Origin of the sequence: Bradyrhizobium sp. AZCC 2262 (genome assembly GCF_036924535.1) — a bacterium.
Taxonomy (GTDB): Bacteria; Pseudomonadota; Alphaproteobacteria; order Rhizobiales; family Xanthobacteraceae; genus Bradyrhizobium.
Window position 1 is genome coordinate 7,792,005 of the sequence record NZ_JAZHRT010000001.1, and the last position, 25,790, is coordinate 7,817,794.

The 25,790-nt window shown below is 63.1% G+C and carries 24 protein-coding genes and 1 tRNA gene; 20 read left to right on the forward strand and 5 right to left on the reverse strand.

Annotation, left to right across the window (positions count from 1 at the left end):
* Positions 1-11: 11 nt before the first annotated feature.
* Genes V1283_RS36480 through V1283_RS36490 form a run of 3 tightly spaced genes read left to right on the forward strand, consistent with a single transcriptional unit; the run spans position 12 to position 3,177 of the window.
* Positions 12-1,217, forward strand: coding sequence for an efflux RND transporter periplasmic adaptor subunit (locus V1283_RS36480; protein ID WP_334391431.1), 1,206 nt, complete (start codon positions 12-14; stop codon positions 1,215-1,217).
* A 5-nt stretch (positions 1,218-1,222) separates the two neighbouring features.
* Entirely contained in the window at positions 1,223-2,461 is a 1,239-nt protein-coding gene (locus tag V1283_RS36485; protein ID WP_334391432.1) for an ABC transporter permease, read from the forward strand.
* Positions 2,458-3,177 carry an ABC transporter ATP-binding protein gene (locus tag V1283_RS36490; RefSeq protein ID WP_334391433.1) on the forward strand — a complete coding sequence of 240 codons (720 nt, stop codon included), beginning with the start codon at positions 2,458-2,460 and terminating at the stop codon, positions 3,175-3,177. The genes V1283_RS36485 and V1283_RS36490 overlap by 4 nt, the downstream gene beginning before the upstream one ends.
* Positions 3,178-3,262: 85 nt before the next feature.
* Here V1283_RS36490 and V1283_RS36495 read toward each other — a convergent pair whose 3' ends face one another.
* The gene (locus tag V1283_RS36495) at positions 3,263-4,024 is read right to left on the reverse strand and encodes a class I SAM-dependent methyltransferase (protein ID WP_334391434.1); all 762 of its coding nucleotides are present in this window, start codon (positions 4,022-4,024) and stop codon (positions 3,263-3,265) included.
* A 338-nt stretch (positions 4,025-4,362) separates the two neighbouring features.
* On the opposite strand from V1283_RS36495, the gene V1283_RS36500 reads away from it, so the two are divergent.
* Positions 4,363-5,409, forward strand: coding sequence for a serine hydrolase (locus tag V1283_RS36500; protein WP_334391435.1), 1,047 nt, complete (start codon positions 4,363-4,365; stop codon positions 5,407-5,409).
* 168 nt (positions 5,410-5,577) lie between these two features.
* On the opposite strand, the gene V1283_RS36505 is transcribed toward V1283_RS36500, so the two are convergent.
* On the reverse strand, positions 5,578-6,570 hold the full coding sequence (locus V1283_RS36505) for a Bug family tripartite tricarboxylate transporter substrate binding protein (RefSeq protein ID WP_334391436.1): 993 nt from the start codon (positions 6,568-6,570) through the stop codon (positions 5,578-5,580).
* Between the two features lie 197 nt (positions 6,571-6,767).
* On the opposite strand from V1283_RS36505, the gene V1283_RS36510 reads away from it, so the two are divergent.
* The 5 genes from V1283_RS36510 to V1283_RS36530 all read left to right on the forward strand — a co-directional run bounded on the left by V1283_RS36510 (position 6,768) and on the right by V1283_RS36530 (position 13,753).
* Positions 6,768-7,544 carry an IclR family transcriptional regulator gene (locus V1283_RS36510; RefSeq protein WP_334391437.1) on the forward strand — a complete coding sequence of 259 codons (777 nt, stop codon included), beginning with the start codon at positions 6,768-6,770 and terminating at the stop codon, positions 7,542-7,544.
* Between the two features lie 78 nt (positions 7,545-7,622).
* Positions 7,623-9,221 carry an FAD-dependent monooxygenase gene (locus V1283_RS36515; protein ID WP_334391438.1) on the forward strand — a complete coding sequence of 533 codons (1,599 nt, stop codon included), beginning with the start codon at positions 7,623-7,625 and terminating at the stop codon, positions 9,219-9,221.
* A 70-nt stretch (positions 9,222-9,291) separates the two neighbouring features.
* A complete protein-coding gene (locus V1283_RS36520; RefSeq protein ID WP_334391439.1) occupies positions 9,292-11,025 on the forward strand; it encodes a thiamine pyrophosphate-requiring protein in 1,734 nt (577 codons plus the stop codon).
* 75 nt (positions 11,026-11,100) lie between these two features.
* Positions 11,101-12,072, forward strand: coding sequence for a Bug family tripartite tricarboxylate transporter substrate binding protein (locus tag V1283_RS36525; protein ID WP_334391440.1), 972 nt, complete (start codon positions 11,101-11,103; stop codon positions 12,070-12,072).
* Positions 12,073-12,097: 25 nt separating this feature from the next.
* Positions 12,098-13,753, forward strand: coding sequence for an FAD-dependent oxidoreductase (locus V1283_RS36530; RefSeq protein ID WP_334391441.1), 1,656 nt, complete (start codon positions 12,098-12,100; stop codon positions 13,751-13,753).
* Positions 13,754-13,822: 69 nt separating this feature from the next.
* Here V1283_RS36530 and V1283_RS36535 read toward each other — a convergent pair.
* Positions 13,823-13,912, reverse strand: a tRNA-Ser gene (locus V1283_RS36535).
* Positions 13,913-14,037: 125 nt separating this feature from the next.
* On the opposite strand from V1283_RS36535, the gene V1283_RS36540 reads away from it, so the two are divergent.
* Positions 14,038-14,901 carry an alpha/beta fold hydrolase gene (locus V1283_RS36540; protein ID WP_334391442.1) on the forward strand — a complete coding sequence of 288 codons (864 nt, stop codon included), beginning with the start codon at positions 14,038-14,040 and terminating at the stop codon, positions 14,899-14,901.
* 191 nt (positions 14,902-15,092) lie between these two features.
* Here the strand turns inward: V1283_RS36540 and V1283_RS36545 are convergent, their stop codons facing one another.
* A complete protein-coding gene (locus tag V1283_RS36545; RefSeq protein WP_334391443.1) occupies positions 15,093-16,193 on the reverse strand; it encodes an ROK family protein in 1,101 nt (366 codons plus the stop codon).
* Between the two features lie 394 nt (positions 16,194-16,587).
* Here V1283_RS36545 and rplU point away from each other — a divergent pair, with 394 nt between their 5' ends.
* From rplU to V1283_RS36560, 3 genes are all read left to right on the forward strand, one after another.
* Positions 16,588-17,082, forward strand: coding sequence for a 50S ribosomal protein L21 (gene rplU, locus V1283_RS36550; RefSeq protein ID WP_334391444.1), 495 nt, complete (start codon positions 16,588-16,590; stop codon positions 17,080-17,082).
* A 90-nt stretch (positions 17,083-17,172) separates the two neighbouring features.
* The gene (gene rpmA, locus V1283_RS36555) at positions 17,173-17,442 is read left to right on the forward strand and encodes a 50S ribosomal protein L27 (protein ID WP_065744718.1); all 270 of its coding nucleotides are present in this window, start codon (positions 17,173-17,175) and stop codon (positions 17,440-17,442) included.
* Between the two features lie 124 nt (positions 17,443-17,566).
* Entirely contained in the window at positions 17,567-18,169 is a 603-nt protein-coding gene (locus V1283_RS36560; protein ID WP_334391445.1) for a GNAT family N-acetyltransferase, read from the forward strand.
* A 166-nt stretch (positions 18,170-18,335) separates the two neighbouring features.
* Here V1283_RS36560 and V1283_RS36565 read toward each other — a convergent pair whose 3' ends face one another.
* Positions 18,336-19,250, reverse strand: a complete 915-nt coding sequence (locus V1283_RS36565; RefSeq protein ID WP_334391446.1) for a DMT family transporter — start codon at positions 19,248-19,250, stop codon at positions 18,336-18,338.
* Between the two features lie 194 nt (positions 19,251-19,444).
* Between V1283_RS36565 and V1283_RS36570 the strand changes: the two genes are divergently transcribed.
* The 7 genes from V1283_RS36570 (at position 19,445) to rsfS (ending at position 25,734) form a co-directional block, all read left to right on the forward strand.
* Positions 19,445-19,927 carry a MaoC family dehydratase gene (locus V1283_RS36570; protein WP_334391447.1) on the forward strand — a complete coding sequence of 161 codons (483 nt, stop codon included), beginning with the start codon at positions 19,445-19,447 and terminating at the stop codon, positions 19,925-19,927.
* A gap of 116 nt (positions 19,928-20,043) precedes the next feature.
* Positions 20,044-21,099, forward strand: a complete 1,056-nt coding sequence (gene obgE, locus V1283_RS36575; protein ID WP_334391448.1) for a GTPase ObgE — start codon at positions 20,044-20,046, stop codon at positions 21,097-21,099.
* 92 nt (positions 21,100-21,191) lie between these two features.
* The gene (gene proB, locus V1283_RS36580) at positions 21,192-22,334 is read left to right on the forward strand and encodes a glutamate 5-kinase (protein WP_334391449.1); all 1,143 of its coding nucleotides are present in this window, start codon (positions 21,192-21,194) and stop codon (positions 22,332-22,334) included.
* Between the two features lie 164 nt (positions 22,335-22,498).
* Positions 22,499-23,089, forward strand: coding sequence for a GNAT family N-acetyltransferase (locus V1283_RS36585; protein WP_334391450.1), 591 nt, complete (start codon positions 22,499-22,501; stop codon positions 23,087-23,089).
* A 117-nt stretch (positions 23,090-23,206) separates the two neighbouring features.
* The gene (locus V1283_RS36590) at positions 23,207-24,499 is read left to right on the forward strand and encodes a glutamate-5-semialdehyde dehydrogenase (protein WP_334391451.1); all 1,293 of its coding nucleotides are present in this window, start codon (positions 23,207-23,209) and stop codon (positions 24,497-24,499) included.
* Positions 24,500-24,530: 31 nt separating this feature from the next.
* Positions 24,531-25,160: a nicotinate-nucleotide adenylyltransferase gene (locus V1283_RS36595; RefSeq protein ID WP_334391452.1), complete on the forward strand. Its 630-nt coding sequence runs from the start codon at positions 24,531-24,533 to the stop codon at positions 25,158-25,160.
* A 220-nt stretch (positions 25,161-25,380) separates the two neighbouring features.
* On the forward strand, positions 25,381-25,734 hold the full coding sequence (gene rsfS, locus V1283_RS36600) for a ribosome silencing factor (RefSeq protein WP_334391453.1): 354 nt from the start codon (positions 25,381-25,383) through the stop codon (positions 25,732-25,734).
* Positions 25,735-25,790 lie beyond the last annotated feature (56 nt).

Here is a 25,790-nt window from a genome sequence, read left to right on the forward strand (position 1 = left end):
GGGGACGTACCATGAAATTGCAGCATCTCGTCGCAACCGGAATTCTGGCCATCGCCACCGCTGGGGCCGGCTATTACGCCTATTCCCATTTGCTTCATCCACCGTTGGTGACCACCAGCTATGCGAGCCTCGCGGCGGTTTCCGAAGCCGTTTACGGAACGGGCACCGTCGAGCCCGAGCGCTGGGCCAAAGTGGTGCCGCTGCAGCGCCGCCGGCTGGTCGAGCTCTGCCGATGCGAGGGACAGGTAGTCAAGTCCGGCCAGATCCTCGGCCGCCAGGACGACGCCGAGGAGCGCAGCGCGCTGGAGCAGATGGAAATCAATCGCGGCCAGCTCGAACGTGATCTGGCCCGCGCCGAGAAGGATCGCGACAAGAACGACGCCACGCGAACCGAGTACGAGCAGCGCTGGACCAAGCTCGAGGAAGCAAAATCGAGGATCGCTGCGCAGAAGGTGCGGCTCGACTCGCTGCTGCTGAGAGCTCCGCTCGACGGCATGGTATTGCGGCGCGACAGCGAGGTCGGCGAGATCGCCGGTCCCACCGATGTCCTGTTCTGGGTCGGACCGCCTGCGCCGATGCAGGTCGTTGCCGAAATCAATGAGGAAGAAATCAACCGCATCGCTTCCGGCCAGAAGGCTTTTCTGCGAAGCGAGGCTTTCCCCGGAAGGGCGCTGCGCGCCACGGTCTCCCAGATCACGCCCAAGGGCGACCCGACCCGAAAAACCTTTCGCGTCTATTTGCGGCTGCCACAGGATACGCCGCTGCGGATTGGCATGTCGGTCGAGACCAACATCATTTTCCGCGAGAAGCCGGCGGCCATCGTCGTGCCGGCAGAGGCCGTCGCCGGCGATTCGGTTCAGATGGTCGATGACGGCCGGATCAGACGCGTGCCCGTAACAGTCGGCATCCGCGGCAGCCGCAACACCGAGATCATCGGCGACATACCCAAGGGCACCACCGTGCTTTCGCCCGCCCGCAGGGACCTCGCTGACGGCGCCAGGATTCGCATCGACAACAGCCTGACCAGAGCCGCGGAGCCGCCGGCCGCGAGTGAACCGGCCGATCAGCCCGCCACAACACCCGAAGCGACCGTGGTAGCCTCGGTCACCACAGCGCCTTCGGATCCCGATGACGCGGTGATTTCGGCGGCCATGACCGCCCACATCGATTCCGTCGTCAGTGACGCCCGTCGCAACTTCATCAGCAACAACCGGTAGCCGCCGTGAAGCTTCTGTTCAGCATCGCATGGACCCACGTCAGCTCCCGGGTGCGGCAGACCCTCGTGGGCATGGCTGGCGTGTCCATGGGCGTCGGCTTCACCATCATGATGGCGGGCCTGATGCAGGGTTCGCAGATCGACTTCCTGCGGCAGCTCGTCGACACCATGCCGCATATCACGGTCGAGGATGAGCGGCGCTCGGTGCCGACGCAACCCGCAGAGCAGGAATATGCGGCGGTCCAGATGCCCGACATCGCCAATGTCGGCAGACGTCCCGGCATCAAATATCCGGAATCGGTGATGAGCTCGCTGCGCTCCTGGATACCTGGCGACGTGGCGCCCTCGGTGAAGACCACCGCGATCATCAATCATGGCGGCGCGCGTATCGGCATCACCTTGAGCGGCATCGACCCGCGCCGCGAGATTCATGTCTCGAAACTCGCCGCGCAGATGCGTGAGGGAAAGCTCGACGATCTTTCGCGTGCGCCGAACGGCATCATCATGGGCGAGGCGCTGGCTGAAAAACTCGGCGTGAAAACCGGCAACACCGTCCTCCTGATCGGCGGCCAGGGCGTCCAGCTGAATTCGACGGTGGCCGGGCTGTATCGCTCCGGCCTGAAGCGCGTCGATGAGAGCCAGATCTATTCGCTGATGGGGCCGGCGCAGGTCATGATGGGGCAAAGCGGGGTCGTCAACCAGTTGCGACTGCGGCTCAGCGATCCGATGTCGGCGCAAAAGGTCGCAGCCCAGGTCGAGGCGCAGACCGGCTACAAGTCGGTGTCCTGGCAGGAAGCCAACGCCGACCTGCTGTCGACCTTCAGCGTGCGCGATTTCATCGTGCTCACCGTGATGGGCGCGATGTTGCTGACGTCGTCCTTTGCCACCTACAACATCATCTCGACGATCACACACGAGAAGCGGCAGGACATCGCGATCATGAAGTCGCTCGGCATGCGCGAGTATGCGGTGCGACGGATCTTCATCATCGAATCCATCATCATCGGCGTGGTCGGCATCCTGTTCGGGTGGATCCTCGGTTACCTGCTCTGCTACGGCTGGTCGAAGATCACGATCTTCAATCCGCTGACGGGCACGACCGTTCCGCTGCAGATCTATTACTCGCTGATGCACTATATCGTCGCCGGCGGCATATCCCTGCTGTGCTGCGCAGGTGCGGCTTACTTCCCGGCGCGCAAGGCGACGCGCGTCCATCCGGTTGAAATCATCAGGGGGGCATCATGACCGAGGTCGCATTGCAGGCGGTGGAGCTGGTTCGCCGCATCGAGGGCGCCGTGTCGCACACCCTCGTCAACGGGATTGATCTTGCGGTGAACAAGGGCGAGTTCGTCGCCATTACCGGGCCGTCGGGATCGGGCAAATCGTCGCTGCTCTATTTGCTTGGCCTGCTCGATGCGCCCAGCGAAGGCGAGGTCATCATCTGCGGTCAGCCGACCTCGAAACTGTCGGAATCGGACCGGGCCGATGTCCGTCTGACCAAATGCGGCTTCGTGTTCCAGTTTCACTTCCTGCTGCCGGAATTCACCTCGCTCGACAATGTGCTGCTGCCGATGCGTGCCGCGGGCAAGATGACTGAAGGCGAGATGCGGGAGCGCGGCCTTGCTCTGCTCGACTCACTTGGGCTTAGCGAGCACGCCAACAAGCGTCCCAACCAGCTCTCCGGCGGCCAGCGCCAGCGCGTTGCCATTGCCCGTGCGCTTGCCAACCGTCCCGAGATCATCGTGGCCGATGAGCCGACCGGCGCCCTCGATACGGCATCGACCGAACAGGTGTTTTCGATCCTCCGCGACATCGCGGACCAGGGCCAGACCGTGGTCGTGGTGACCCACGATCCAGCACTGGCCGCCCGCGCCGACCGCCGCATCCACATCGTCGACGGCAAGATCGCCGAGATCACCGGACGGAGTGGCGGCGAGCTGGTTTGTGAGGCGGCAAGTTAGTCCTTGCAGCCCCTCGACCACCGGTTCGGCACGAGGTTGTCACCCATGTCTGGAATCGAAGCGCCAGCGTGCTCGGCGACTGGCGTTAGAGTACAGGCGCGATCGCAACGTCCGCATTCGCAATGACGACCTCCCTGAGCGATCCGGCACGGCTGAACGGCAACAGGCGCTGCTCGACGTCGTGCAGCATTGCATCGACCTTGTCGCCGAGTACGGCGGGTGAAGAACCAGAGAGCGTGAGGATGCGGTAGGCCAAATCTCTTGCGCTCAATTCGTGACTGCCTTCAACCGCGATCGTCTCCCCGATGCGAAATCGTGTATCGGCAAGAACGGCCGCGAGATCCGGGCGATAACGCGTGCGCTCGGTCGTTCCGGACCAATAGCGCCGAGCCTCATTATATGCCTCGAGCCAATAGTTGCGGCCTTCGGTTGCGGAGCGCGCCGCGCAGACGAGGACCACGCCGCCTGGAGCGACCAGCCGCTCCAGCAGCGAACCGATCCGGTCGCGATCCATCCAGTGCAACGCACGACCGATGGTGACGACGTCAAACGAGCCAACCTCGCGCGGCAACGCCTCGGCCGCACTCTCTATCAGCGCAAGATCATGTCCTGCGCGATCGGCGGCCTGTCCTGCGACCTCAAGCATGGCCGGCTCCGGATCTACGCCAACGATCCGCCCGACATACGGGGCAAAGCCGAGCGCGAGGAGTCCCGGACCCGTGCCAAGATCGATTAGCGCATGCTGCTTACCAAGCCTCAGCCTGTCCACGACAGCCCGGAAGAATTCGGGCGAATAAGGTGGACGGAATTGCTCGTACAGTGCAGCGGTTGTTGCGAAACGACCCATGCCACAGATCTGGGACGTCGCACCGGACGCGATCAGCTCGACCGGATCACGTTTGGCGGAGGAAGGGTGTGAAGCCCGGCTTCATCAACCAATTGTGCTCAGGTCCCCGGTTGAAGTGATTGGGCGCCCGCGCTGCGGCTTTCTAGCTTGCCATGCGCAGGCATCTGATTCGCAACGTTCAGATCGCTGGCTCGTTTGCCTGCGTCCGGCGATCTCGCATGCAGGTCCGTATGGCGGCGGGTTCAACGCTATTGCGGCTTTGCCGCTCAAGCGCAGGTCTGTGCCTTTCGCTCTTGTTTGTGCTCGGCGGAACGCGAGCCATTCTTGCGGATCCTGAGATGGACGCGCACGTACGAGCGATCGTGACGGAGAACATTGCTCCGCTGACGACGGCCGACCATCCAGGCGGCGTCGCAGCCGCCGTTTACGTCGCCGGCCGGATACAGTTCTTCAATTTCGGGTTCGCTGATGAGGCCGAGAGGCGGCCCGTCACGTCGGACACGCTGTTCAATGTCGCTTCGGTGCGAAAGTTGTTCGAGGCTACGCTGGTCGCGCTCGGCGTGCTCCGCGGCGAATTGAGGTTGGACGACCCCGTCAACAAATACGTCACCGAATTGCACGGCGATTATATCAGCCGGGTAACCATTGGCCAGCTCGTGACCCACACATCCGGCCTCTTGCTGCCGACGGATCATCCGCCGTGGCCAAACACCTCGTACTCCCTGGCCGAATTCGTCGACATGTTGAACGCCTGGACGCCGCGGGCCGGCGAAGAGCCCGGCAAGCAGCGCACCTATACGCACGCGGGCTATGTCCTGCTCCAGCTCGCACTTGAGCGTCGCTATGGAGTTCCGATCGGACAACTTGTCGAAAGCCGTATTCTGACGCCCCTCGGCATGCATTCGACGCTGATCCCGGAACGCGGGCGTGATAACCGTGCGATCATGCCGCCGGAGCTATTGCAGAAAGCCGTCCAGGGCTACTCCGACGAAGGCTTGCCGATTGGTCCTCCCGGAAACCAGCAGAGCTATTTCGATTTTCCGGGCACCGGACAGATGTTCTCCTCCGCACGGGACCTCGGCACCTTGATGGCGGCCTGCATCGACGGCTACGTGGCCGACCCGCAGTTGCGCGAAGCCTTGCGAATGACCCAGCGCGAGGTATTCCATGTCGACACGGAGTTCGGACAAGCGATGGCTTGGGAAAATGTAGATCTTGGCGAAGCCGTCATCGTCGACAAGCCGGGCGGCCTCAACAATGCGTCAGCCTATGTGGGACTGGTGCCGGCGAGAAGGATCGGGTTGCTTCTCCTGGCGAACCGTGGCGAATTATCTCCTCATGAGATCGCCCGCTATCACATCCTCCCGGCGTTAGCGCGGCCGTAGGTGGAGATTCATCGGAGAGCTCGATCGTGATGGCCGGCTCGGAAGGCGGCCGCGAGGGCCAGATGGCAACGGTCTTGGCCACGGGAAGCCACGCCTCAACGATCCGAGCTCACGCCCTGCCAGCCCGTCACTTCGGATTTGTGCCGCCTTGCTCGCCCCGGATTCGCGCTACTCCGCAGTGATCTGCGCGTCCTTGACGACTTTGGCCCAGCGCGGACGATCCTTGGCGATCAGGTCTGCCAGGCGTTGAGGCGGGCCGCCTTGCGCGATCAAGCCCTGCTTGCCGAGAAGCGCGCGAACGTTCGGCTCCGCAAGTATCTCGTTGAACACCGCGTTGTAGCGGTCGACGATCTCCTTCGGCGTATTGGCCGGCGCGAGAACGCCGTACCACAAATCGACATCGAAGTCGGTGACGCCGAGTTCTGCGAGCGTCGGCACATTTGCCGCTTGCGGCGTCCGCTTTTGGCTACCCACAGCGAGGATGCGGATTTGTCCGGTTTCCGCGAGCGGAAGCGCGGTATGGACCGGCAGGAACATGGCCGAGACGTGTCCGCCCGCCAGATCCTTCAGCGCGCCGGCCGACCCTGAATAAGGAATGTGTGTCAGGTTGATCTGCGCCGTTAGCTTGAACAGTTCCATCGCAAGATGTTGCGGCGTGCCGCGGCCGGGAGACGCGTAGTTGATCTCGCCCGGCTTGCTGCGGGCAAGCGCGATCAGTTCCGCGAGCGTGCTGACGCCAAGCGAGGGATGAACGACGAGCGCCAAGGCACCCGTTGCGATCTCGGCGATCGGTACAAAATCCTTCTGCGGATCGTAGGGTACCGTCGGATAAAGGCTCGCATTCATCACGAACGTATTGACGGTCACCAGCAAGTTCTGGCCATCAGGCGCAGTACGCGCTGCGGCCTGCGTGCCGATGTTGCCGCTGGCGCCGGGCTTGTTCTCGACGATGACAGGGTGATTCCAGCGCTGCCGCAGTTCCTCGCTGAGTATGCGCGCGAGCAGGTCAGGCCCCGTGCCCGGTGAGAAGGGGACGTTGAGCCGGATTGGTTGCTGCGACTGCCCGTGAGCGAGTCCAGGCATCATGGGGGCAAAGGCTGCGGCGAGAATCCCCAGCACCGTGCGGCGCGAATGCATGCCGCTTGCGGAATCGATCGCCACGCTTTCCTCCTATGCTTGCCCACCAGCAACCCGGCCTGAGGACTTTTCTTGTTAAAATCTCTTAATGTGAGATTATGATGCATTATGCGTCGATCTCGCTCCAGTTCAAGATTGATTCTGCCGGATCGGGAAAAAGTATCTGCCCCGAGGGGGCCACGCGCCAAATTGGAGCAAAGTCAGACGATGCGGCGTGAGGCATGAAGCCGAAGAACAGCCTGGAACGGGTGCTTGCGGTCCTCGAGGTGTTTTCCGAGGAGCGGCTGGAATGGACGCCCGAGGATCTGATGCGCGAACTCGGCTATAGCCGGCCGACGCTCTACCGCTACCTGAAGATCCTCAAAGACGCCGGTTTCCTGATGTCGACGCGCAACTCCGGCGTCACGCTGGGGCCGAAGGTCGTCGAGATGGATTATCTGACGCGCCGCTCCGACCCGCTGGTGCTGCTCGGCGTGCCTTACCTGAAGCAGCTGACGGCTGACCATTCCTGCACCGCCATGGTCTTGCGCTGGTACGGCAACAAGATTCTTTGCGTGGCCTCCGAATCCTCCACCAGGAACCCGATCAGTTCCTATCCGCGTGGCCGGCCGATGCCGCTCGGGCGCGGCGCGATCGCGCGCTCGATCCTGGCGCTGCTGCCCCGGCCGCGCCTGCTGCCGCTGATCGAGCGTAATCTCGCCGACCTGCGCGCGGTTGGTCTCGGCGACACCGCCGATGATGTCCTGAAAAGCCTGAGGAAGGTCCGCAAGGCCGGCTTTTGCGTCGCCTATGGCGAGGTCACCCCGGGCGCCGTCGGCATCGCCGCGCCTGTCGTCGACGATCGCGATTCCCCGATCGCCAGCGTCTGCGTCACCATTGCCGGCAATCTGGTGACAGGCGCGCAGATCGATCAGATCGGCGCCGAGGTCCGGCGCGTGGCGTCGCAGATTTCGGCCGATCAGGCGAACGGGAAAGCTGAGCAAAATCTTATATTGTGAGATTTTTCTTGACTCAAGGCAGGACCTGTTCTCATTTTTGCCGCCCGCGCGCCAATCAGCCAATCGCAAGAAGCCAAAATGAACATGCCCGCCGAATCAGCCACACAAGTCGTCATTGTCGGGGGTGGGCCGGTTGGCCTTGGTCTCGCGATCGACCTCGGCCAGCGCGGCACTAACTGCATTCTGGTCGAGCGCTACGTCAGCCCGCAGCCGATCCCGAAGGGTCAAAACCTGACCCAGCGCACCCTCGAGCACTTTTACTTCTGGGGCGCGGAGGCGGAGCTTCGGACGGCACGAACGATCCCGCCCGATTACGGCATCGGCGGCATGACATCCTACGGCACGCTGCTGAGCGGCTATCGGTATGACTGGCTGCAGCGCGAGCTGGTGCGGCCTTACTACTTCACCGACAACGAACGGCTGCCGCAATACGCCACCGAGGCCGTGCTACGGCAGCGCTTGAGTCAGTTGCAGAACGTCGAGACAGTTTATGGCTGGAGCGCCTCGGGCATCGCGCAGGACGCCGAGGGCGTGCAAGTGACGATCGCCGAGCGCAACAGCGCTCGGCAGCGCGTGCTGCGAGCAGACTATGCGGTCGGCTGCGACGGCAGTCGCTCGCTGGTGCGCGAGGCGGCCGGCATCACCCAGACGCTAACCGACCACGACCGGCTGATGGTGCTGCTGGTGTTCCGCTCGACCGGTCTGCACAAGTTGCTGGAGCGCTATCCCAACAAGTCCTTCTACAACGTGCTGCATCCGGACTTGCAGGGCTACTGGAAATTCTTCGGCCGCGTCGATCTTGGCACCACCTGGTTCTTCCACGCACCGGTGCCGCTCGGTACGACCAAAGACAATTTCGATTTCCGCAGGCTCCTGCATGGGGCGGTCGGCGAAGAATTCGACGTCGCGTTCGAACACATCGGCTTCTGGGAGCTGCGCGTCGCGATCGCCGATCAATACCGCGCTGGCCGCGTCTTCATCGCCGGCGATGCCGCGCACAGCCATCCGCCCTATGGCGGTTACGGCATCAACACCGGGCTCGAAGACGCCGCCAATCTCGGCTGGAAGCTTGCGGCGGCGCTGCAGGGCTGGGCCGGCGCGCATCTGCTGGATACCTATGGCGAGGAACGCCGCCCGGTGTTCGCGTCGACCGCGCAGGATTTCATCGAGAAGGCGATCGAGGGCGACCGGAAATTTTTGGCCAGCTTCGATCCCGCGGCCGACAAGGCTGCGTTCGAGGCCGAATGGCAGGCGCGCTCGTCCGGCGCGCGTTCGGAAGTGAATTCGTTCGAGCCGAATTACGAGGGCTCCTCGATCGTCGCAGGCCCGCCTGGCGCCGCCTGCAGCGCGATCGGGTCCCATCAATTCTTGGCGCGCGCCGGGCATCATCTGGCGCCGCGACAACTTTTGTCGGGCCGCAATGTCTTCGAGGAACTGGGCGAAGGGTTTACGCTGTTCGATTTCGGCGCGCCGGACGCCGCCGCCACGGTCAGGCGAGCCGCCGACGCCAGCGGCGTAACGCTCAAGCCCGTCGAGAACAATTGCGCGGAAGCGAGGGAATTCTACAAGGCGGCGCTGGTGCTGGTCCGGCCCGATCAATTTGTCGCCTGGGTTTCGGACGGCGATGTGACAGACGCGGAGGTCATGATCCGTCGCGTGGTCGGCGGCCATCCCTGACAGATCGCCCCAGTTCTGTCGTCGAACAGGAACGCGTCGAAGGCAGGCAAGGAAACACAAGGAACAGGCTATGAGTCGATACAGTGCCGCGCATTATTTCCTCGAAGGTCTCGTCGACCTCGGCGTCGAGTATATCTTCGCCAATCTCGGCACCGATCATGTCTCGCTGATCGAGGAGATCGCGCGCTGGGACCGCGAAGGCCGCAAGCATCCGGAAGTGATCCTTTGCCCGCACGAGATCGTGGCCGTTCACATGGCCGGCGGATATGCGCTGGCGACCGGCAGGGGACAGGCGGTGTTCGTGCATGTCGACGCCGGGACCGCCAATGCCTGCATGGCGATCCAGAACCTGTTTCGGTATCGGCTGCCGGTGATGCTGTTCGCCGGACGCGCGCCCTTCACGCTGCATGGTGAATTGACCGGATCCCGCGACACCTATGTGCACTTCGTGCAGGATCCCTTCGACATCGCCAGCATCGTGCGCCCCTACGTAAAATGGGAGTATTCGCTGCCCTCCGGCGTCGTCGTAAAGGAAGCGCTCGCCCGCGCCGGCGCCTTCATGCACAGCGACCCACCCGGGCCGGTCTACATGATGCTTCCGCGCGAGACGCTGGCCGAGGAGTGGGAAGAAGCGCGGATGCCGGCCTACAATCCCGCGCGCTATGGCGGCGTCGCAGCCGGCGGCATCGATCCCGCTCGCGTCGATGCCATCGCCACGCGATTGATGGCGGCGGAAAATCCGATCGCGCTGACGGCCTATCTCGGGCGCAATGCCGGCGCGGTCGCGGCGCTGGAGCGCCTCGCGCTTGCCTGCGGCATCCGGATTGCCGAGTTCAACTCGATCGACCTCAATGTTTCGCAGAATTCGCCGTGCTTTGCCGGTTTCGATCCGATGCCTCTGCTGGAACAGGCCGACGTCGGACTGCTGCTCGATACCGACGTACCTTTTGTGCCGCAATACGCCAGGCGCGTCGAAGCGATCGACTGGATCCAGATCGACATCGATCCATTGAAGTCGGATTTCCCGATGTGGGGATTCCCGACCGACATCAGGGTGCAGGCCGATTGCGCGACGGTGCTGCGGCAGGTGCTCGAGGTGGTCGCGGCGCGCGCCGATGACGGCTATCGCAAACGCATCGTCGACCGGATTGCCGGCTGGAGCAGCGCCCGCGAGGCCGCGGACAGGCGGCGCGCATCCGCAGCCGCGAACAAGGGCGCACCCGGCGCGATCAGCGCGCCATATTTGTTCGCGACCTTGAACCGCGCGCTATCGCAGGACGATATCGTCGTCAACGAAGCGATCCGCAATGCGCCGCTGGTGCAGGAGCATATCCGCCGCACGCGGCCGGGAAGCTATGTCGGCCTCGCCGGCGGCGGGCTCGGCTTCAGCGGCGGCATGGCGCTGGGCCTGAAGCTGGCGCAGCCGGAGCGACGCATCGTGCAGATCATCGGCGACGGCGGCTTTCATTTTTCCTCGCCGGACTCGGTATTTGCCGTCGCCCAGCAATATCAAATCCCGATTCTGACGGTCGTGCTCGACAATGGCGGCTGGCAGGCGGTCAAGTCGTCGGTGCAGCGGGTTTATCCGAAGGGTGCCGCCGCGGCGACCAATTCCTTTCAATCGCAACTGCGCTCAGGCCGGCAGGGCGAGCAGCGAAGCTTTTCCGATATCGGCCGCGCGTTCGGCGCGCACGCTGAATTCGTCGGCGATCCGGATGAACTCGCCGCGACCGTCGATCGCTGTCTCGCCGCCGTCGACAGCGGGATTGCCGCCGTCCTGCATGTCCAGATCACGCCGCTCTAGCTGATAATCCAGACTTGTTCGCCGTGCCCCAAATTGCGCATCAAGATGCATTTTGTCCCGGGAGGGATCGAGATCATGAAAACCTTTGGCCGCGTGGCGCTGGCCGCCATCTGTTTGAGCTGTTCCGGTCTCGTGCATGCTGCCGACGAGGTCAAATATCCGACCCGGCCGATTCACATCGTGGTCGGCTTCACGCCGGGCGGCGGCAACGACATCATCGCCCGCGTCGTCGGGCAAAAGCTGTCGGAAAGTCTCGGCCAGCCGGTCATCATTGAAAACAAGCCCGGCGCGGGTGCGATCCTTGCCACCGAATACGTCGCGCGGTCTGCACCCGACGGTTACACGCTGCTGGTCGGTGCCAGCGGCGCGATGGTCATCAATCCGGCAGTCTATGAGAAACTGAGTTACGACACGATGCGGGATTTCACGCCGGTGTCCGAGCTTGGATCGTTTCCATTGATCCTGATCGTCAACGCCGCCTCGCCGTTCAAGTCGTTGGCCGATCTCGTCGCTTATGCAAAGGCGAATCCCGACAAGGCGAACTATTCGAGTTCCTCCGCCGCCTTCCAACTCGCAACCGAACTGTTCAAGCAGAAGACCGGCGTGCCGATGCAGATGATTCCCTACAAGGGGGCCAACGATTCCGTCACCGCGGTGATCTCGGGCGAGGTGACCGCGACGATTGCCGATGCCGGACCGGTGACCAGCCAGGTTAACGGCGGTCAAGCCCGCGCGCTCGGAGTTGCTGCGCCGAAGCGGATGGACAGTTTGCCCGATGTGCCAACCATGAAGGAAGCGGGCGCCGATGTCGAAGCGGTGTTGTGGAGCGGCATATTCGTGCCCGCGGCGACGCCGGTCGAGATTGTCAGGAAGCTGGAAGCTGAATTCGTCCGCATTGCGCGGTTGCCGGACGTTGTCGCCCGCCTCAAGCTGCTCAACATCGATTCTGTCGGCAATTCATCGGAAGAGTTTTCGCGCATTATCGCGGCGGATCTCGAACGGTGGCGAGCGGTCGCCCGCGCCGGCAACATCAAGATAGCCCAATAGAACCGTCGTACGCGGAGACGAGGAAATGGCCGAGCGGCTGCATGCTGATGTCGTGGTGGTTGGCGCAGGCCCGGTCGGGCTGACTTTGGCAACGGATCTCGCCTGGCGCGGCGTCGACGTCATCGTGCTGGAATCCCGCGCGTCGGGCGAGCCGCCCAGCGTCAAGTCGAACCACGTCTCGGCGCGTTCGATGGAAATCTTTCGCCGGCTCGGCGTCGCGCAAAAGGTGCGCGACGCCGGGTTACCGGCGGATTATCCCAACGACGTGGTCTATCGCACCACGTTTCTCGGACGCGAAATCACACGCATCAAAATTCCGTGCCGCGCCGAGCGCTATACCGCCAAGGACGGCCCGGATACCTGGTGGCCGACGCCGGAGCCGCCGCACCGGATCAACCAGATCTATCTCGAACCGGTGTTGTTCGCCCATCTGTCGGCAATGCCGAGCGCACGCATTTTCAACGGCACGTCATTGGTCGATTTTACGCAAGGCACGGAAGGAGTCACTGCCTTCGCCACCGCGAACGGCAGGGAGATCGAGATCTCCTGCAAGTACCTGGTCGGCTGCGACGGCGGCCGCTCGCTGGTGCGCAAGAAAATCGGCGCGACGCTGAGCGGCGACGTCGCCCTGCAGCATGTGCAGTCGAGTTACATTCGCGCGCTAAAACTGCTCGGCATGCTGCTGGAACAAGGTGGCACTCCGGCATGGGGATCCTTCTCACTGAACGCGCGGCAATCCGGCAATGTCTACGCCATCGACGGCAAGCAGAACTGGTTGGTTCATGTCTATCTCAAGCCGGGGATCACGGACTTTGAGGCGGTCGACCGCGACGCCGCGATCCGCACCGTGCTCGGCGTTGACCAGGATTTCGAGTACGAACTGCTCAGCAAGGAAGACTGGGTTGGGCGCCGCCTGATCGTCGACAAGGTGCGCGACAACAAGGTCTTCATCTGCGGCGATGCCTGTCATCTCTGGGTGCCCTATGCCGGCTACGGCATGAATGCCGGCATTGCCGACGCCGCCAATCTGGCGTGGCTATTGGCGGCGCGGCTCGAAGGCTGGGGCGGAGAAGGCATTTTGGCAGCCTATGCAGCCGAGCGGCTGCCGATCACCGATCAGGTTTCGCATTTCGCGATGGACCATGCGCATGCCATGGCCAAAGCGCGAGTATCCGTGAGCGATGCAATTGAGGCCGACGGACCGGAGGCCGACGCCTATCGCGCCGCGGTCGGCAAGACGACTTATGACCTCAATGTGCAGCAGTATTGCTGCGCGGGGTTGAACTTCGGCTATTTCTATCAGGGGTCGCCGATCATCGTTTACGATGGCGAAGCTGCGCCTCCCTATACGATGGGAGAGTTCACGCCATCGACGGTTCCGGGCGCCCGCCTACCCCATATCTGGCTCGAAGATGGACGTTCGCTTTATAACGCGCTGGGACCATTTTATACGCTGCTGCGTCTGGACCCGGACATAGACGTATCGAGCCTGACAAATGCCGCAGCGACCGCATGCGTTCCGTTGACAGTACTCGATATATCCAGCTTTGAAGCGGCGAAGTTGTTTGCGCGCAACCTCATCTTGGTCCGACCAGACCAGCACGTCGCTTGGCGCGGAAATGGCGTCCCGGCAAATCCCGACTGGCTGGTGAACATCATCCGTGGAGCGGGATCTGCATAGTAAGCCCCATAGCGAGGCTGACGTTCCGCATAAACTTGCGCACCGACGCAGATAGTATCCAAAAAAAACTGGCGGAGAGGGAGGGATTCGAACCCCCGATAGGCTTGCACCTATGCCGCATTTCGAGTGCGGTGCATTCGACCACTCTGCCACCTCTCCAGGCGCCATGACGGGTGATTCCTCGACCCGCGGTCGGGGCGAGTTCTAGGCGAGGATGGCGGGCCGGGCAAGGCGCGGGGCCAAGAAATCCGTTGTGGCCTTGGGAAGCAAAAAAGGAGCCCAAAATGGAGCATTTGACGGTTCGGGCGAATGGCGCGGCACTTCACGTGGCCCGCCTGGGTGCCGGGCAACCGCTGCTGTTGCTGCATGGCTGGCCCGAATTCTGGCTGACCTGGGAGCCTGTCATGACGCGGCTCGCCGATCGCTTCGCGCTGTATGCACCTGATCTGCGCGGCTTCGGCGACAGCGACAAGCCCGAGGGGCTATTCGGGCCCGATCAGCAGGCCGCCGACATGCTGGCATTGATGGATGCGCTTGGCCTCGCGCAGGCCGGTATCGTCGGTCACGACGTCGGCGGCGCATTGATGCAGCCGCTGGCGCGGCTGGCGCCCGAGCGCATCGCCGGCCTGTTCTTCTTCGATTTCGTCTATCCTGGAATAGGATCCCGGATGGCAGAGCCGGAGCGCCTCAACAACATCTGGTATCAATCCTTTCACCAGATGGAGATGGCGCCTGCCCTCGTCGGCGCGAGCCGCGAAAGCTGCCGGCTCTATATCGGGCATTTCCTTAAAGCCTGGTCGCATCGCAAGCTCGTCTTTGACGATCAACTCGAGGCCTTCACCGACCATTTCCTCAAGGAAGGAAACCTTGCCGGTGGTTTCGCGCATTACCGCGCAGCCCACGCCGGCCGGGTCAGGATGATGAAGGGTGAAGCGCCGGCGTTACCGCCGATCGGCGTGCCGACCTGTGTTCGCTGGGCCGAGCATGATCCGCTGTTTCCCTATCAATGGACCGACCGGCTCGGCGAGACCTTTGCAAATCTCGATCTCGCGATGCTTCCCGATGTCGGCCACTTTCCCCATCGCGAGGATCCCGATCGCGCAGCGTCGGAGATCGCGGCGTTCTTTACGCGCATCGGCTGGAGCTGAAGAAAATGGGTGGGACCGCCAGACGCGACAAAAATACTGGCGGCCCCGTGCCGCTGCTTTGAAATTCCGACCGGGAAGTGCGGCTTCGCGGCCAGGCGGAGCGACGAAAATGACGGTAGCGACCGCGACGGAAACGGCAACGCGAAGCCGGTTTTAACCTAACCAGTCAACCTTACTACCCGCGAAAAACGTTAATCCCGCCCCTTCTTCGCCTTCTTCTCGTCCTTGCCGCTTTCCTTGCGCCGATTGGTGAAGCGCGCATTGCCGAGGCCGGTGCCGATGGTCAGCACGCCCCAGCGCTCGACGTCCTGCATGAAGGGAACTTCGGACAGGCCCTGCACCACGCCGTCATTGTGCATCAGCACCGCTGTATCGTGATCGCCGATCTGCGGGATCGCCTCCACCAGGCTTGCCGGCAGGTTGAACTTGCTGCTCTCCCAATTGCCCGGCAGGTTCTGTGCGCCCTTTTCGATCGAGCCGTCCTCGTTGATCACGCCGGGACAGGCGATGCCGATGAAGGGCGCGAGCTTGAGGCCTTCGGTCTCGGCCGCGGCGATCAATTCCCTCAGCATCTTGACCAGCCGCTTCACCGCGCCTTCGCGCGTCGGCTCATCGTCGGCGTGTCGCCACAGATCGGACTTCCACACCGTGGCCTTGGAAAGGTCGGGCGCCTTCTTCCAGCGCGTATCCACGACGCCGCAGCGGATGTTGGTGCCGCCGATATCGACCGCGAGGATGCTGTCATGGCCTTCGAATATCCATGACGGCGCCAGATGCAGCGTGCCGAGCAGGCCGGCGTCATCGGGATGAAAGCGGATCGGCACCAGATCGACGTCAAAATCTTCCGCCTTGAGGATGATGTCGGTGCGGGCGATCGCGAGCTCGCCGACCCGGCTCTGCCGAAAGCCGCCGCCGACCACGATGCGCTCGGTATCGGCCCACGCCTTGGTCTTGAGAAACCGCCCCGTTACATAGGCCAGCTCCTGGGCGAATTCCTCGATCGCGCCGTGCACCAGGGCGGCGGCGCCGACGTCCTCGCCGACCAGCGCCTCGTCGAGTTCGCTCTTGGGGATCTCGCCTGCGCTCTTTTTGCCGAGGGGGTCATCGCCGTTTTTCTTCAGCGGCTTGCGCAAGCCGTCCAGGATCTTGCGGAAAGCCCCCTTGCTGGCGCGGTCGCCGAGAAAGCCCTCGTCGTCCTTCAATTCGACGTTGAAACTGTCGACCTCGACCGACGGCAGGCGGGTAGCGCCGTGGCGGGCGATGCCCGTGGTCGTTATGGTATCTTCAGCCATGAGTCCTGAGCCCCTGCCGGATTTCGCTGGCGACAACGGCCGGGGAACCCATTGGTTTCATGGGGACGAATGGCGAGTCGCGAATCACGAATGGGGGTGGCAAACAGGGCCCCCTGCTCGCTATTCGCCACGCGCCCTTCGCCTTTTCGGCCCCAAATCCTTCATTTTTGGCGGGTTTTCAGGCCATTTTGCCTTGACTCACGGCTTTCTCAGGCTATAAGTCCCCGCATCCGGCGCGGGATTTCTCGCGCCGCTTGTTTTTGCGCGAATTCTGAGGGGCTTGCTCCCCGGCCGCGCGAAAATCGTACCCATAACGACTGACCAAAAAGCCGACCCGGGCAAACCCTGTTGGGAATATGTCCGAGGCCGGGATCGAACACGAAGGAAAAAAACGATGTTCGCAGTCATCAAAACCGGCGGCCGGCAATACCGCGTCGTTCCGGATGATGTGCTCGAGATAGGCAAGATCGCCGGCGATGTCGGCACGATCGTGCAGCTTGGTGAAGTTCTGGTGGTCGGCGGTGATACGCCGGTGCTGGGCACGCCGACGGTGGCAGGCGCTACCGTTGCGGCCGAAGTGCTGGATCACAAGCGCGGCCCCAAGGTGATCGCGTTCAAGAAGCGTCGCCGCAAGAATTCGCGCCGCAAGCGCGGCTATCGCGACGAGATCACGGTGCTTCGCATCACCGAGATCCTGACCGATAGCGCCAAACCTTCGATCGGCCCGCGGCCGAAGAGGGAAAAGGTCGTAGCGCCCGCCGCTGAGGGCGACGACGAGGCACCGAAGGCCGCCAAGAAGGCGCCGGCGAAAAAGGCTGCGGCGAAGTCCGCCGCAAAGAAGGCCCCGGCCAAGAAGGCCGCCGCGAAGGGCAAGAGCGACAAGAAGTGATACGCTTCGACGAAAAGTTGAAGCGTGATGAAAAGTGAAATGATTCCGTCAAGGAATTGATCTAAATATTAGCGAAGTCGGAGACGGGCCATGGCTCACAAAAAAGCAGGCGGTTCATCGCGAAACGGACGCGATTCAGCGGGCAAGCGCCTGGGCATCAAGGCCTATGGCGGCGAGCACGTGATTCCCGGCAACATTATCGCGCGTCAGCGCGGCACCACCTGGCATCCCGGCCTTAATGTCGGCATGGGCACCGACCATACTCTGTTTGCCAAGGTTGAGGGTCATGTCGAGTTTCGTGCAAAAGCCAATGGTCGCACTTTCGTATCGGTGGTTCCGATGGCGGAGGCGGCCGAATAGACGGTGGACACATCCGAGTCCGCCGGGTCCTGTTGAACCGGCGGAGTCGAAAAGGGCTCCAAGGGGAGGCGGGAAACCGGCCTCCCTTTTTTATTTTGCGCATTTTCGCAATCAGGAGCCCGATATGTTGCAGGACATCCCGATCCCAACGCCTGCGCTACGCGAAGCGAGTAGCTGCGTCCTCGAGACCGAACGGCTGACGTTGCGCCGGCCGACGCTCGCGGACGTAAAAGCGATTGCACATCTCGCCAACGATCGCCGCATTGCGGAAAACACCCGCCGCCTGCCGCACCCTTATCTGCAGGACCATGCGGTCGAATTCGTGCGCGCGACTTCCACCGGCAACAACGAGACCGTGTTCCTGATCGAACAGAACTATTCGCCCGTCGGCGTGGTCGGCATCGACCGCAGCGCGCCGGATGCGCCGGAGCTCGGCTACTGGCTCGGGGTGGAGCATTGGGGCCAGGGCTTTGGCACCGAGGCCGCGCGCGCGGTGATCGATTTCTTCTTCGAGGAATTCGATGCCGAGCACCTGATCTCGGGCGCCCGCGTCGCCAATCCGGCGTCGCGCAACATCCTGGAGAAATGCGGCTTCCAGTGGAGCGGCGTCGAGCTGCACCGCTTCGAGGCGCTGGGATCCTCGACCCCGGTCGACCGCTTCCGCCTGACGCGCGGTGTGTGGTCGTCGCTGAAGAACTGGGGAAGCTCGACGAGGCGAGAGCGGTAGCTCGCAGCCTCCGCAATAGCACGCAATAACAGCCGTCGTCCCTGCGAACGCAGGGACCCATACGCCGCGGCCTGTCGGTTGGGCGATGGAGTTAGTTGTCTTCGTAACGATGAGCGACGGTGGCTATGGGTCCCTGCGTCCGCAGGGACGACGGCTATGTGCGTCGCTACGCCGGCGGATTGACCACCGCTTCCTCGCGCCCGAGCTTCTGCTCACGCAGGAAAATATAGAAACCCGCGCCGATAATGATGGCCGCGCCGATCAAAGTCGAGATCGAGGGCACGTCACCCCACACGACGAAGCCGAAGATCACCGCCCACACGATCATTGAATATTGATAGGGCACCACCACGCTCGCCGGCGCCAGTTTCAGCGAACGGTTGATGCATAGCAACGCGACGACCGACGTAACTCCCGCTATGGCAAACAGAGCCAGGCTGCCGAGGGTCGGCGTCACCCAGCCGATCGGTGACATCAGTGCGCCGAGCAGGAACGTGCCGCCAAATTGCGACGTCGCCAGCACGATATCCGGCGTCGCCCGCAGCGAGCGTGTGATCAGCATCAGGAACGCGAACGAAAGACTGCCGCCGAGCGCGATCATGGCGGGCCAGCTTACGGTCAGCGTGGACGGGCGCAGCGCAATCAGAACGCCGCAGAACCCGATCAGGATCGCGGTCCAGCGCCGCCACCCGACGCGTTCGCCGAGCACGATGCCGGACAGCGCGGTGACGAAGATCGGCGAGGCCAGATAATAGGTGATGACGTCGGCGAGCGGCAGATAGACCGTGGCGAGAAAGAAGGCGGCAACTTCCAGCGTCGAAAGCGTGACGCGAAGCAATTGCAGCCACGGCCGTTCGAGGCGGCCGAATTCGGCGCGCTGCTTCCAGATGATCGGCAGCAGCACGAGCAGCGCCGCGCAGGCGCGCAACCACAGCAACTGCCCGACCGAATAGGTCGCGACCATGAATTTACCGAGCGCATCGCCGAACGAGAACATGAAGATCGACAGCAGCATCAAGCCGATGCCGGCCAGCCGCGCGGAGCGCTCGTCATAGGTGGAGATTTTGGCGAACAGGCTCATTGGGACGCGGCGCTTCCTGCGGTTTCTCCGTCATGGCCGAACTTGTTCCGGCCATCCACGTTCTTTGTGTCGCTGTTTTAAGGACGTGGATGCCCGGGACAAGCCCGGGCATGACGAATTGAGCCAATTGTCGCAGCCTTTTCCCTGCGATACCGGTATTTTCCCTCGAAAAAAAGAAACGGCAGGAAACCAACATGACCGACTTCGATCCCGCACAGCATCGTATGGTGAGCGAACAGCGGTGGTTCGAGGATTTCGTGCTCGGCGAACGCTTCGTGATCCCGAGCCGGACCCAGACCTCTGCGGTGTTCGCCGCATTCCAGACCGCAAGCGGCGACACCCATCCGATCCACTACGACGTCGAATACTGCCGCGCCCGCGGCATGCCGGACCTGCTCGCGCATGGGTTCCAGACGCTGGTCCACACCGCTCCGGGCGCCGGACTGTTTCCCTACATCGTCGAGGAATCGCTGGTCGGATTCCTCGAGCAATCGAGCAAGTTCCTGAAGCCGGTCTATGCCGGCGACACCATCTATCCCGCGCTCGAAGTGATCGAACTCGTCCCCGGCCGCACCACCGGCGTAGTGACGCTGCGCTCCACCGTGTTCAACCAGCGAAAAGAACTGGTGCTGGAGGGGATACAGAAGTTTCTGGTGCGGCGGCGGCCGGCCTCCTAAGAAGCCCTCGCTTCCGGTTCAGAACCGTAAAAACGCCCGAAAATTAAGGCTTTTCGCCAATGTTGGGCCGCTTGAGGGTTGCCGCGACGGCCCCCCTGCCTTACCTAGTGGCCATCATGAAATTCCTTGACGAGGCAAAGGTCTATATCCGCTCCGGCGACGGCGGCAACGGCTGCGTGGCGTTCCGCCGCGAGAAGTTCATCGAGTTCGGCGGCCCCTCCGGCGGCAATGGCGGCCGTGGCGGCGACGTCATCGTCGAGGTCGTCGACGGGCTGAACACGTTGATCGACTATCGCTACCAGCAGCACTTCAAGGCGCCGAAGGGCACCAATGGCATGGGCAAGGACCGCCATGGCGCCAACGGCAAATCGATCGTACTCAAGGTGCCGGTGGGCACCCAGATTTTCGACGAGGATCGCGAGACGCTGATCCATGACTTCACTGAGCTCGGTGAAAAATTCGTGCTGGCCGAAGGCGGCAATGGCGGCTTCGGCAACGCGCATTTCAAATCCTCCACCAACCGCACGCCGCGCAACGCCAATCCCGGCCAGGAAGGCGAGGAGCGCTGGATCTGGCTCAGGCTGAAACTGATTGCGGATGCCGGCCTCGTCGGCCTGCCCAATGCGGGCAAGTCGACCTTCCTCTCCGTCGTCAGCGCGGCCAAGCCGAAGATCGCCGACTATCCGTTCACGACGCTGCATCCGCAGCTCGGCGTCGTGAACGCGCAGGGCCGCGAATTTGTGCTCGCCGACATTCCAGGCCTCATCGAGGGCGCGCATGAAGGCGCGGGGCTGGGCGACCGGTTTCTTGGTCACGTCGAGCGCTGCCGCGTGCTGCTGCATCTGATCGATGCGACCTGCGAACACGCGGGCAAGGCCTACAAGACGGTGCGAACCGAGCTCGAGGCCTATGAGGGGCATCTCGCCGACAAGATCGAGATCGTGGCGCTGAACAAGATCGACGCGGTCACGCCGGACGAATTGAAGAAGCAGCGCGATCGCCTGAAGCGCGCCGCGAAGAAGACGCCGCTGTTGCTCTCGGGCGTGACCGGCGAAGGTGTGCCGGAAGCGCTCCAGGCGCTGGTCGAGGTGATCGGCGAAGCTCCGGTTTCGCTGAAGGCCAAGGGCGGCCAGGCGGAGCCGTGGGCGCCGGTAACGCCGCCGCAGGGCTGATGCAAACCTGAGCCTTCCCGCCGCCGCGCCACTTCCAAATCAGGCAACTGGCGCGTATTGCTTCCGAACACCCGTATTATCCGACCGCATCCATGAAACGCCCCGCGCTCAAAAACTTTCGCCGCATCCTCGTCAAGGTCGGCTCCTCGCTGCTGGTCGATTCCGACGCCGGCGAGGTCCGCGCCAAATGGCTGTCGGCGCTGGTCGCCGATATCGCCAAGCTGCACGGCGAAGGCCGTGACGTTCTGGTCGTATCGTCGGGTTCGATTGCGCTCGGACGCAGCCGCCTGAAATTGCCGCGCGGCCCGCTGAAGCTCGAGGAAAGCCAGGGCGCCGCCGCGGTGGGACAGATCGCGCTGGCGCGGATCTGGTCGGAGGTGCTTGGCGCTCACGGCATCGGCGCCGGACAGATTCTTGTGACGCTGCAGGACACCGAGGAGCGCCGCCGCTATCTCAACGCCCGCTCGACGATTGCAAAACTTCTGGAATGGCGCGCGGTGCCCGTGATCAACGAGAACGACACGGTGGCGACCAACGAAATCCGTTACGGCGACAATGACCGCCTCGCCGCGCGCGTCGCCACCATGGCCAGCGCCGACCTGCTGATCCTGCTGTCCGATATCGACGGCCTCTACGACGCGCCGCCCGGCGCCAATCCGAACGCAAAGCTGATTCCGATCGTCGAATCCGTCACCTCGGAGATCGAGGGCATGGCGGGCGCGGCGGAATCCGAACTGTCGCGCGGCGGCATGTTCACCAAGATCGAGGCGGCGAAGATCGCGACCACATCGGGCACGCACATGCTGATCGCATCGGGCAAGATCCAGCATCCGTTGCAGGCGATTGCCGATGGCGGCCGCTGCACCTGGTTCCTGACGCCAGCCAATCCCGTCACCGCGCGAAAACGCTGGATCGCGGGTTCGCTGGAGCCCAAGGGCACGCTGACCATCGACGCCGGCGCCGTCGCCGCGCTCCGCGCCGGCAAGAGCCTGCTGCCGGCCGGCGTGATCCGGATCGACGGCCAGTTCGCCCGCGGCGATGCGGTCGTGGTGCGCGGCCCCGACACCCACGAGATCGGCCGCGGCCTCATCGCCTACGACGCCGAGGATGCCGAAAAGATCAAAGGCCGCTCCTCGCCGGACGTGATGGCGATCCTCGGCATCTCAGGCCGGGCGGAGATGATCCACCGGGATGATCTGGTGGTGGGCCCGGCCGGGGCCATTCCGGCCAAGTAGGCCACTGGCCGAGCGACCGATTGCCGGCATCGTTACGTCAGCAAACCTGGTTGTTTCGCTGGAAATCAAATCGTAGCTCGCGTCGGACCACAAAGAATTCGACATGGCATGGCGGAGCAATCAAACAACCACCATCTCCGTAAAGCTGCACCGTGAGGCGCCTCATGAGCCCTTCGAAGTCATTTGCCATTCCGACCGTAGCCGCGGTGGCCCCCGCCGACGTCGAGCGGGCAGTCGCCGTCCTGACGCTCGCATTCAGTGCCGATCCGGTGACCCGGTGGACCTATCCAGAGCCTGCGCAGTATCTGGCCCGCTTCCCGGTATTGGTGCGCGCGTTTGGCGGCGGCGCTTTCACCGAAGGAACTGCGCGCCACGTCGCGGACTATGCGGGAGCAGCGCTGTGGCTCCCGCCGGGTATCGAACTCGACGAGGCGGCAATTGGGGCAAGTTTGCCACCGGGACGGGAAAGCGAGTTTGCCGCCGTGTTCGAAGCGATGGCTTCCTACCATCCACAGGAGCCGCATTGGTACCTGCCGCTGATCGGCGTCGATCCGGCCCGTCATCGCAACGGTTACGGCGCAGCTCTGCTGCAGGACACCCTTCGCCGGTGCGATCAGGATCATGTCGCGGCGTACCTCGAATCCACCAATCCCGCCAATATCACGCTGTATCAACGGCATGGCTTCGAGCTCCAGGGCACCATCCAGGTGGGGTCGTCGGCGCCGCTGTTTCCGATGTTTCGCCCGGCACGCTGAAGGACCGGTCTGCCTCCCGCGGGCCTATCCGGCCGCCAGCCATGCCCCTTCGGCACCTCGCCAAACCTTCAATTTCCGTGCTAGGACATGGCCTTAACTCAAGATCCGAGACCTCTGATGACCGCGCCGCTCAAGGCAATCGATGGCACCGCCGATCTGCCCGCTTTGATGACCGATCTCGCCGCCCGCGCCCGCGCCGCCGCGCGGGTGCTGGCGCTTGCCTCGCCCGAGCAGAAGAACCGCGCGCTTGACGCCATCGCACGCGCCATCCGCAGCCATGCGCCGGCCATTCTCGCGGCCAATGCCGAGGATGTCGCCGAGGTTCGCGCCGGCGGTGCGACATCAGCCTTCATCGATCGCCTGACGCTGACGCCGGCGCGCATCGAGGCGATGGCCGACGGCGTCGCCACCGTGCGTCAGATCGCCGATCCCGTCGGCACCGTCACCGAAAGCTGGCAGCGTCCGAACGGCATGACCATCGAGCGCGTGCGCGTGCCGCTCGGCGTGATCGGTGTGATCTTCGAAAGCCGTCCCAATGTCGCCGCGGATGCCGGCGTGCTGTGCCTGAAGGCCGGCAACGCCGTCATCCTGCGCGGCGGCTCCGACAGTTTCCGTTCCTGTCGCGCGATCCATGACTGCCTGGTGCAGGGCCTGCGCGAGGCCGGCCTGCCTGAAGCCGCGATCACCCTGGTGCCGACGCGCGACCGCGCCGCGGTTGGGCTGATGCTGACCGGATTGAACGGCGGCGTCGACGTGATCGTGCCCCGCGGTGGCAAGAGCCTCGTCGCACGCGTCGAGGCGGAAGCCCGCGTGCCTGTTTTCGCGCATCTCGAAGGCGTCAACCACGTCTATGTCGATCGTTCGGCCAATCTCGAAATGGCGAAGAAGATCGTGCTCAATGCCAAGATGCGCCGTCCCGGCGTCTGCGGTGCGGTCGAGACGTTACTGGTCGATCGCGCGGCCGCCGCCACGAGCCTGAAGCCGCTGGTCGAGATGCTGATCGACGCCGGCTGCGAGGTGCGCGGCGACGACGCCGTGCAGAAGATCGATACGCGCGTGAAGCCCGCCTCCGACGAGGATTGGAACACCGAGTATGAAGACGCGATCATCTCGGCAAGGGTCGTCGACGGTCTCGATGACGCGCTCGCGCATATCCACAGTCATGGTTCGCATCATACCGACGCGATCGTGACGGAGGACGCGCGCGCTGCCGAGAAATTCCTCAGCGAGGTCGATTCCGCGATCGTGCTGCACAACGCATCGACGCAGTTCGCGGATGGCGGCGAGTTCGGCTTCGGCGCGGAAATCGGGATTGCCACCGGCAAATTCCACGCCCGCGGCCCGGTCGGCGCCGAGCAGCTGACGAGCTTCAAATATCGCGTTCACGGCACCGGGCAGACGCGGCCGTGACTTCAACCCCGTGCACGCGGTGACCCGGCTGATGCAATCGCAATCGGCCGCGCAAGCCATCCCCTTCCATACCAACGGCATGCGCATCGGCCTGCTCGGCGGCTCGTTCAATCCGCCACACGCGGCACATCGCGCGATCAGCCTTTTTGCACTGAAGCGCCTCAAGCTCGATCGCGTCTGGTGGCTGCTAACGCCGGGCAATCCGCTCAAGGATAACGGCCGGCTGCATGGCCTTGCCGAGCGTGCCGATGCCGCGCTGAAAATCGCCGACGACCCGCGCATCGACGTCAGTTGTCTCGAAGCTGTCATCGGCACCCGATACACTGTCGATACGATCATCCACTTGCGCCGCCGCGTTTCCGGCGTGCACTTCGTCTGGATCATGGGCGCCGACAATCTTGCGCAATTCCATCGTTGGCAAAACTGGCGGCGCATTGCCGCAGAGGTGCCGATTGCAGTGATCGACCGTCCGCCACAGAGTTTCCGCGCGCTCGCCGCGCCGGCCGCACAGGCCCTGGCACGCTATCGGTTGCCTGCAAATCAGGCGACCCGGCTAGCAGATCAACGCGCTCCTGCCTGGGTTTTCCTCACCGGTCTGAAACTGGACATGTCGTCGACCGGCCTGCGGAACCCGGACGGTAGCTGGAAGGCAAAGAAGTGACAGTCCCGGTCTGAACCGGCGGGTGGGGACACTGGAATATTGAAACCATTAACCCCACATGCCTAATATGGTCCGCGACGCCACAGATTCGGCGTTCGCGATACAGTGAAAGGAATGGTCCCTGGCCACATCTGTATTGTCCAAGTCCAAGTCTGTTTTACCCAAGGTTTCCAGCAAGTCTGCCAAGACCCCGCGTAAAACATCGACACAAGCTGCGGCCTTGAAGGCGCAACCCGACGCCGACAAGACGCTGAATATGATCCTCTCCCGCCTCGACGATATGAAGGCGGAAGAAACGATCACCATCGACCTTCGCGGCAAATCTGCATTTTCCGACTACATGATCGTCACCACAGGCCGGGCCAACCGGCATGTCGGCGCGATCGCGGAAAACGTCACGAAAGCCCTGAAGGAAAACGGCATCAAGAACATCCATGTCGAGGGCTTGCCCAATTGCGACTGGGTGCTGATCGATTCCGGCGATGTGGTCGTGCACGTGTTCAGACCCGAGGTGCGCGAATTCTACAATCTGGAAAGGTTGTGGGCGCAAAACCCGGCGGCGGCAGCGATCTGAACGCCCGGCCGATGCGAATCGGCTGAGGCGCATGTAGTCTGCCCGACGCGCGCGAA

What these genes read in the sequence shown, in the direction of transcription:
- V1283_RS36480 (WP_334391431.1), top strand. Translation starts at nt 12, where the DNA reads ATGAAATTGCAGCATCTCGTCGCAACCGGAATTCTGGCCATCGCCACC.
- V1283_RS36490 (WP_334391433.1), top strand. Translation starts at nt 2,458, where the DNA reads ATGACCGAGGTCGCATTGCAGGCGGTGGAGCTGGTTCGCCGCATCGAG.
- V1283_RS36495 (WP_334391434.1), bottom strand. Translation starts at nt 4,024, where the DNA reads ATGGGTCGTTTCGCAACAACCGCTGCACTGTACGAGCAATTCCGTCCA.
- V1283_RS36500 (WP_334391435.1), top strand. Translation starts at nt 4,363, where the DNA reads ATGGACGCGCACGTACGAGCGATCGTGACGGAGAACATTGCTCCGCTG.
- V1283_RS36510 (WP_334391437.1), top strand. Translation starts at nt 6,768, where the DNA reads ATGAAGCCGAAGAACAGCCTGGAACGGGTGCTTGCGGTCCTCGAGGTG.
- V1283_RS36515 (WP_334391438.1), top strand. Translation starts at nt 7,623, where the DNA reads ATGAACATGCCCGCCGAATCAGCCACACAAGTCGTCATTGTCGGGGGT.
- V1283_RS36520 (WP_334391439.1), top strand. Translation starts at nt 9,292, where the DNA reads ATGAGTCGATACAGTGCCGCGCATTATTTCCTCGAAGGTCTCGTCGAC.
- V1283_RS36525 (WP_334391440.1), top strand. Translation starts at nt 11,101, where the DNA reads ATGAAAACCTTTGGCCGCGTGGCGCTGGCCGCCATCTGTTTGAGCTGT.
- V1283_RS36530 (WP_334391441.1), top strand. Translation starts at nt 12,098, where the DNA reads ATGGCCGAGCGGCTGCATGCTGATGTCGTGGTGGTTGGCGCAGGCCCG.
- V1283_RS36540 (WP_334391442.1), top strand. Translation starts at nt 14,038, where the DNA reads ATGGAGCATTTGACGGTTCGGGCGAATGGCGCGGCACTTCACGTGGCC.
- V1283_RS36545 (WP_334391443.1), bottom strand. Translation starts at nt 16,193, where the DNA reads ATGGCTGAAGATACCATAACGACCACGGGCATCGCCCGCCACGGCGCT.
- rplU (WP_334391444.1), top strand. Translation starts at nt 16,588, where the DNA reads ATGTTCGCAGTCATCAAAACCGGCGGCCGGCAATACCGCGTCGTTCCG.
- rpmA (WP_065744718.1), top strand. Translation starts at nt 17,173, where the DNA reads ATGGCTCACAAAAAAGCAGGCGGTTCATCGCGAAACGGACGCGATTCA.
- V1283_RS36560 (WP_334391445.1), top strand. Translation starts at nt 17,567, where the DNA reads ATGTTGCAGGACATCCCGATCCCAACGCCTGCGCTACGCGAAGCGAGT.
- V1283_RS36565 (WP_334391446.1), bottom strand. Translation starts at nt 19,250, where the DNA reads ATGAGCCTGTTCGCCAAAATCTCCACCTATGACGAGCGCTCCGCGCGG.
- V1283_RS36570 (WP_334391447.1), top strand. Translation starts at nt 19,445, where the DNA reads ATGACCGACTTCGATCCCGCACAGCATCGTATGGTGAGCGAACAGCGG.
- obgE (WP_334391448.1), top strand. Translation starts at nt 20,044, where the DNA reads ATGAAATTCCTTGACGAGGCAAAGGTCTATATCCGCTCCGGCGACGGC.
- proB (WP_334391449.1), top strand. Translation starts at nt 21,192, where the DNA reads ATGAAACGCCCCGCGCTCAAAAACTTTCGCCGCATCCTCGTCAAGGTC.
- V1283_RS36585 (WP_334391450.1), top strand. Translation starts at nt 22,499, where the DNA reads ATGAGCCCTTCGAAGTCATTTGCCATTCCGACCGTAGCCGCGGTGGCC.
- V1283_RS36590 (WP_334391451.1), top strand. Translation starts at nt 23,207, where the DNA reads ATGACCGCGCCGCTCAAGGCAATCGATGGCACCGCCGATCTGCCCGCT.
- V1283_RS36595 (WP_334391452.1), top strand. Translation starts at nt 24,531, where the DNA reads ATGCAATCGCAATCGGCCGCGCAAGCCATCCCCTTCCATACCAACGGC.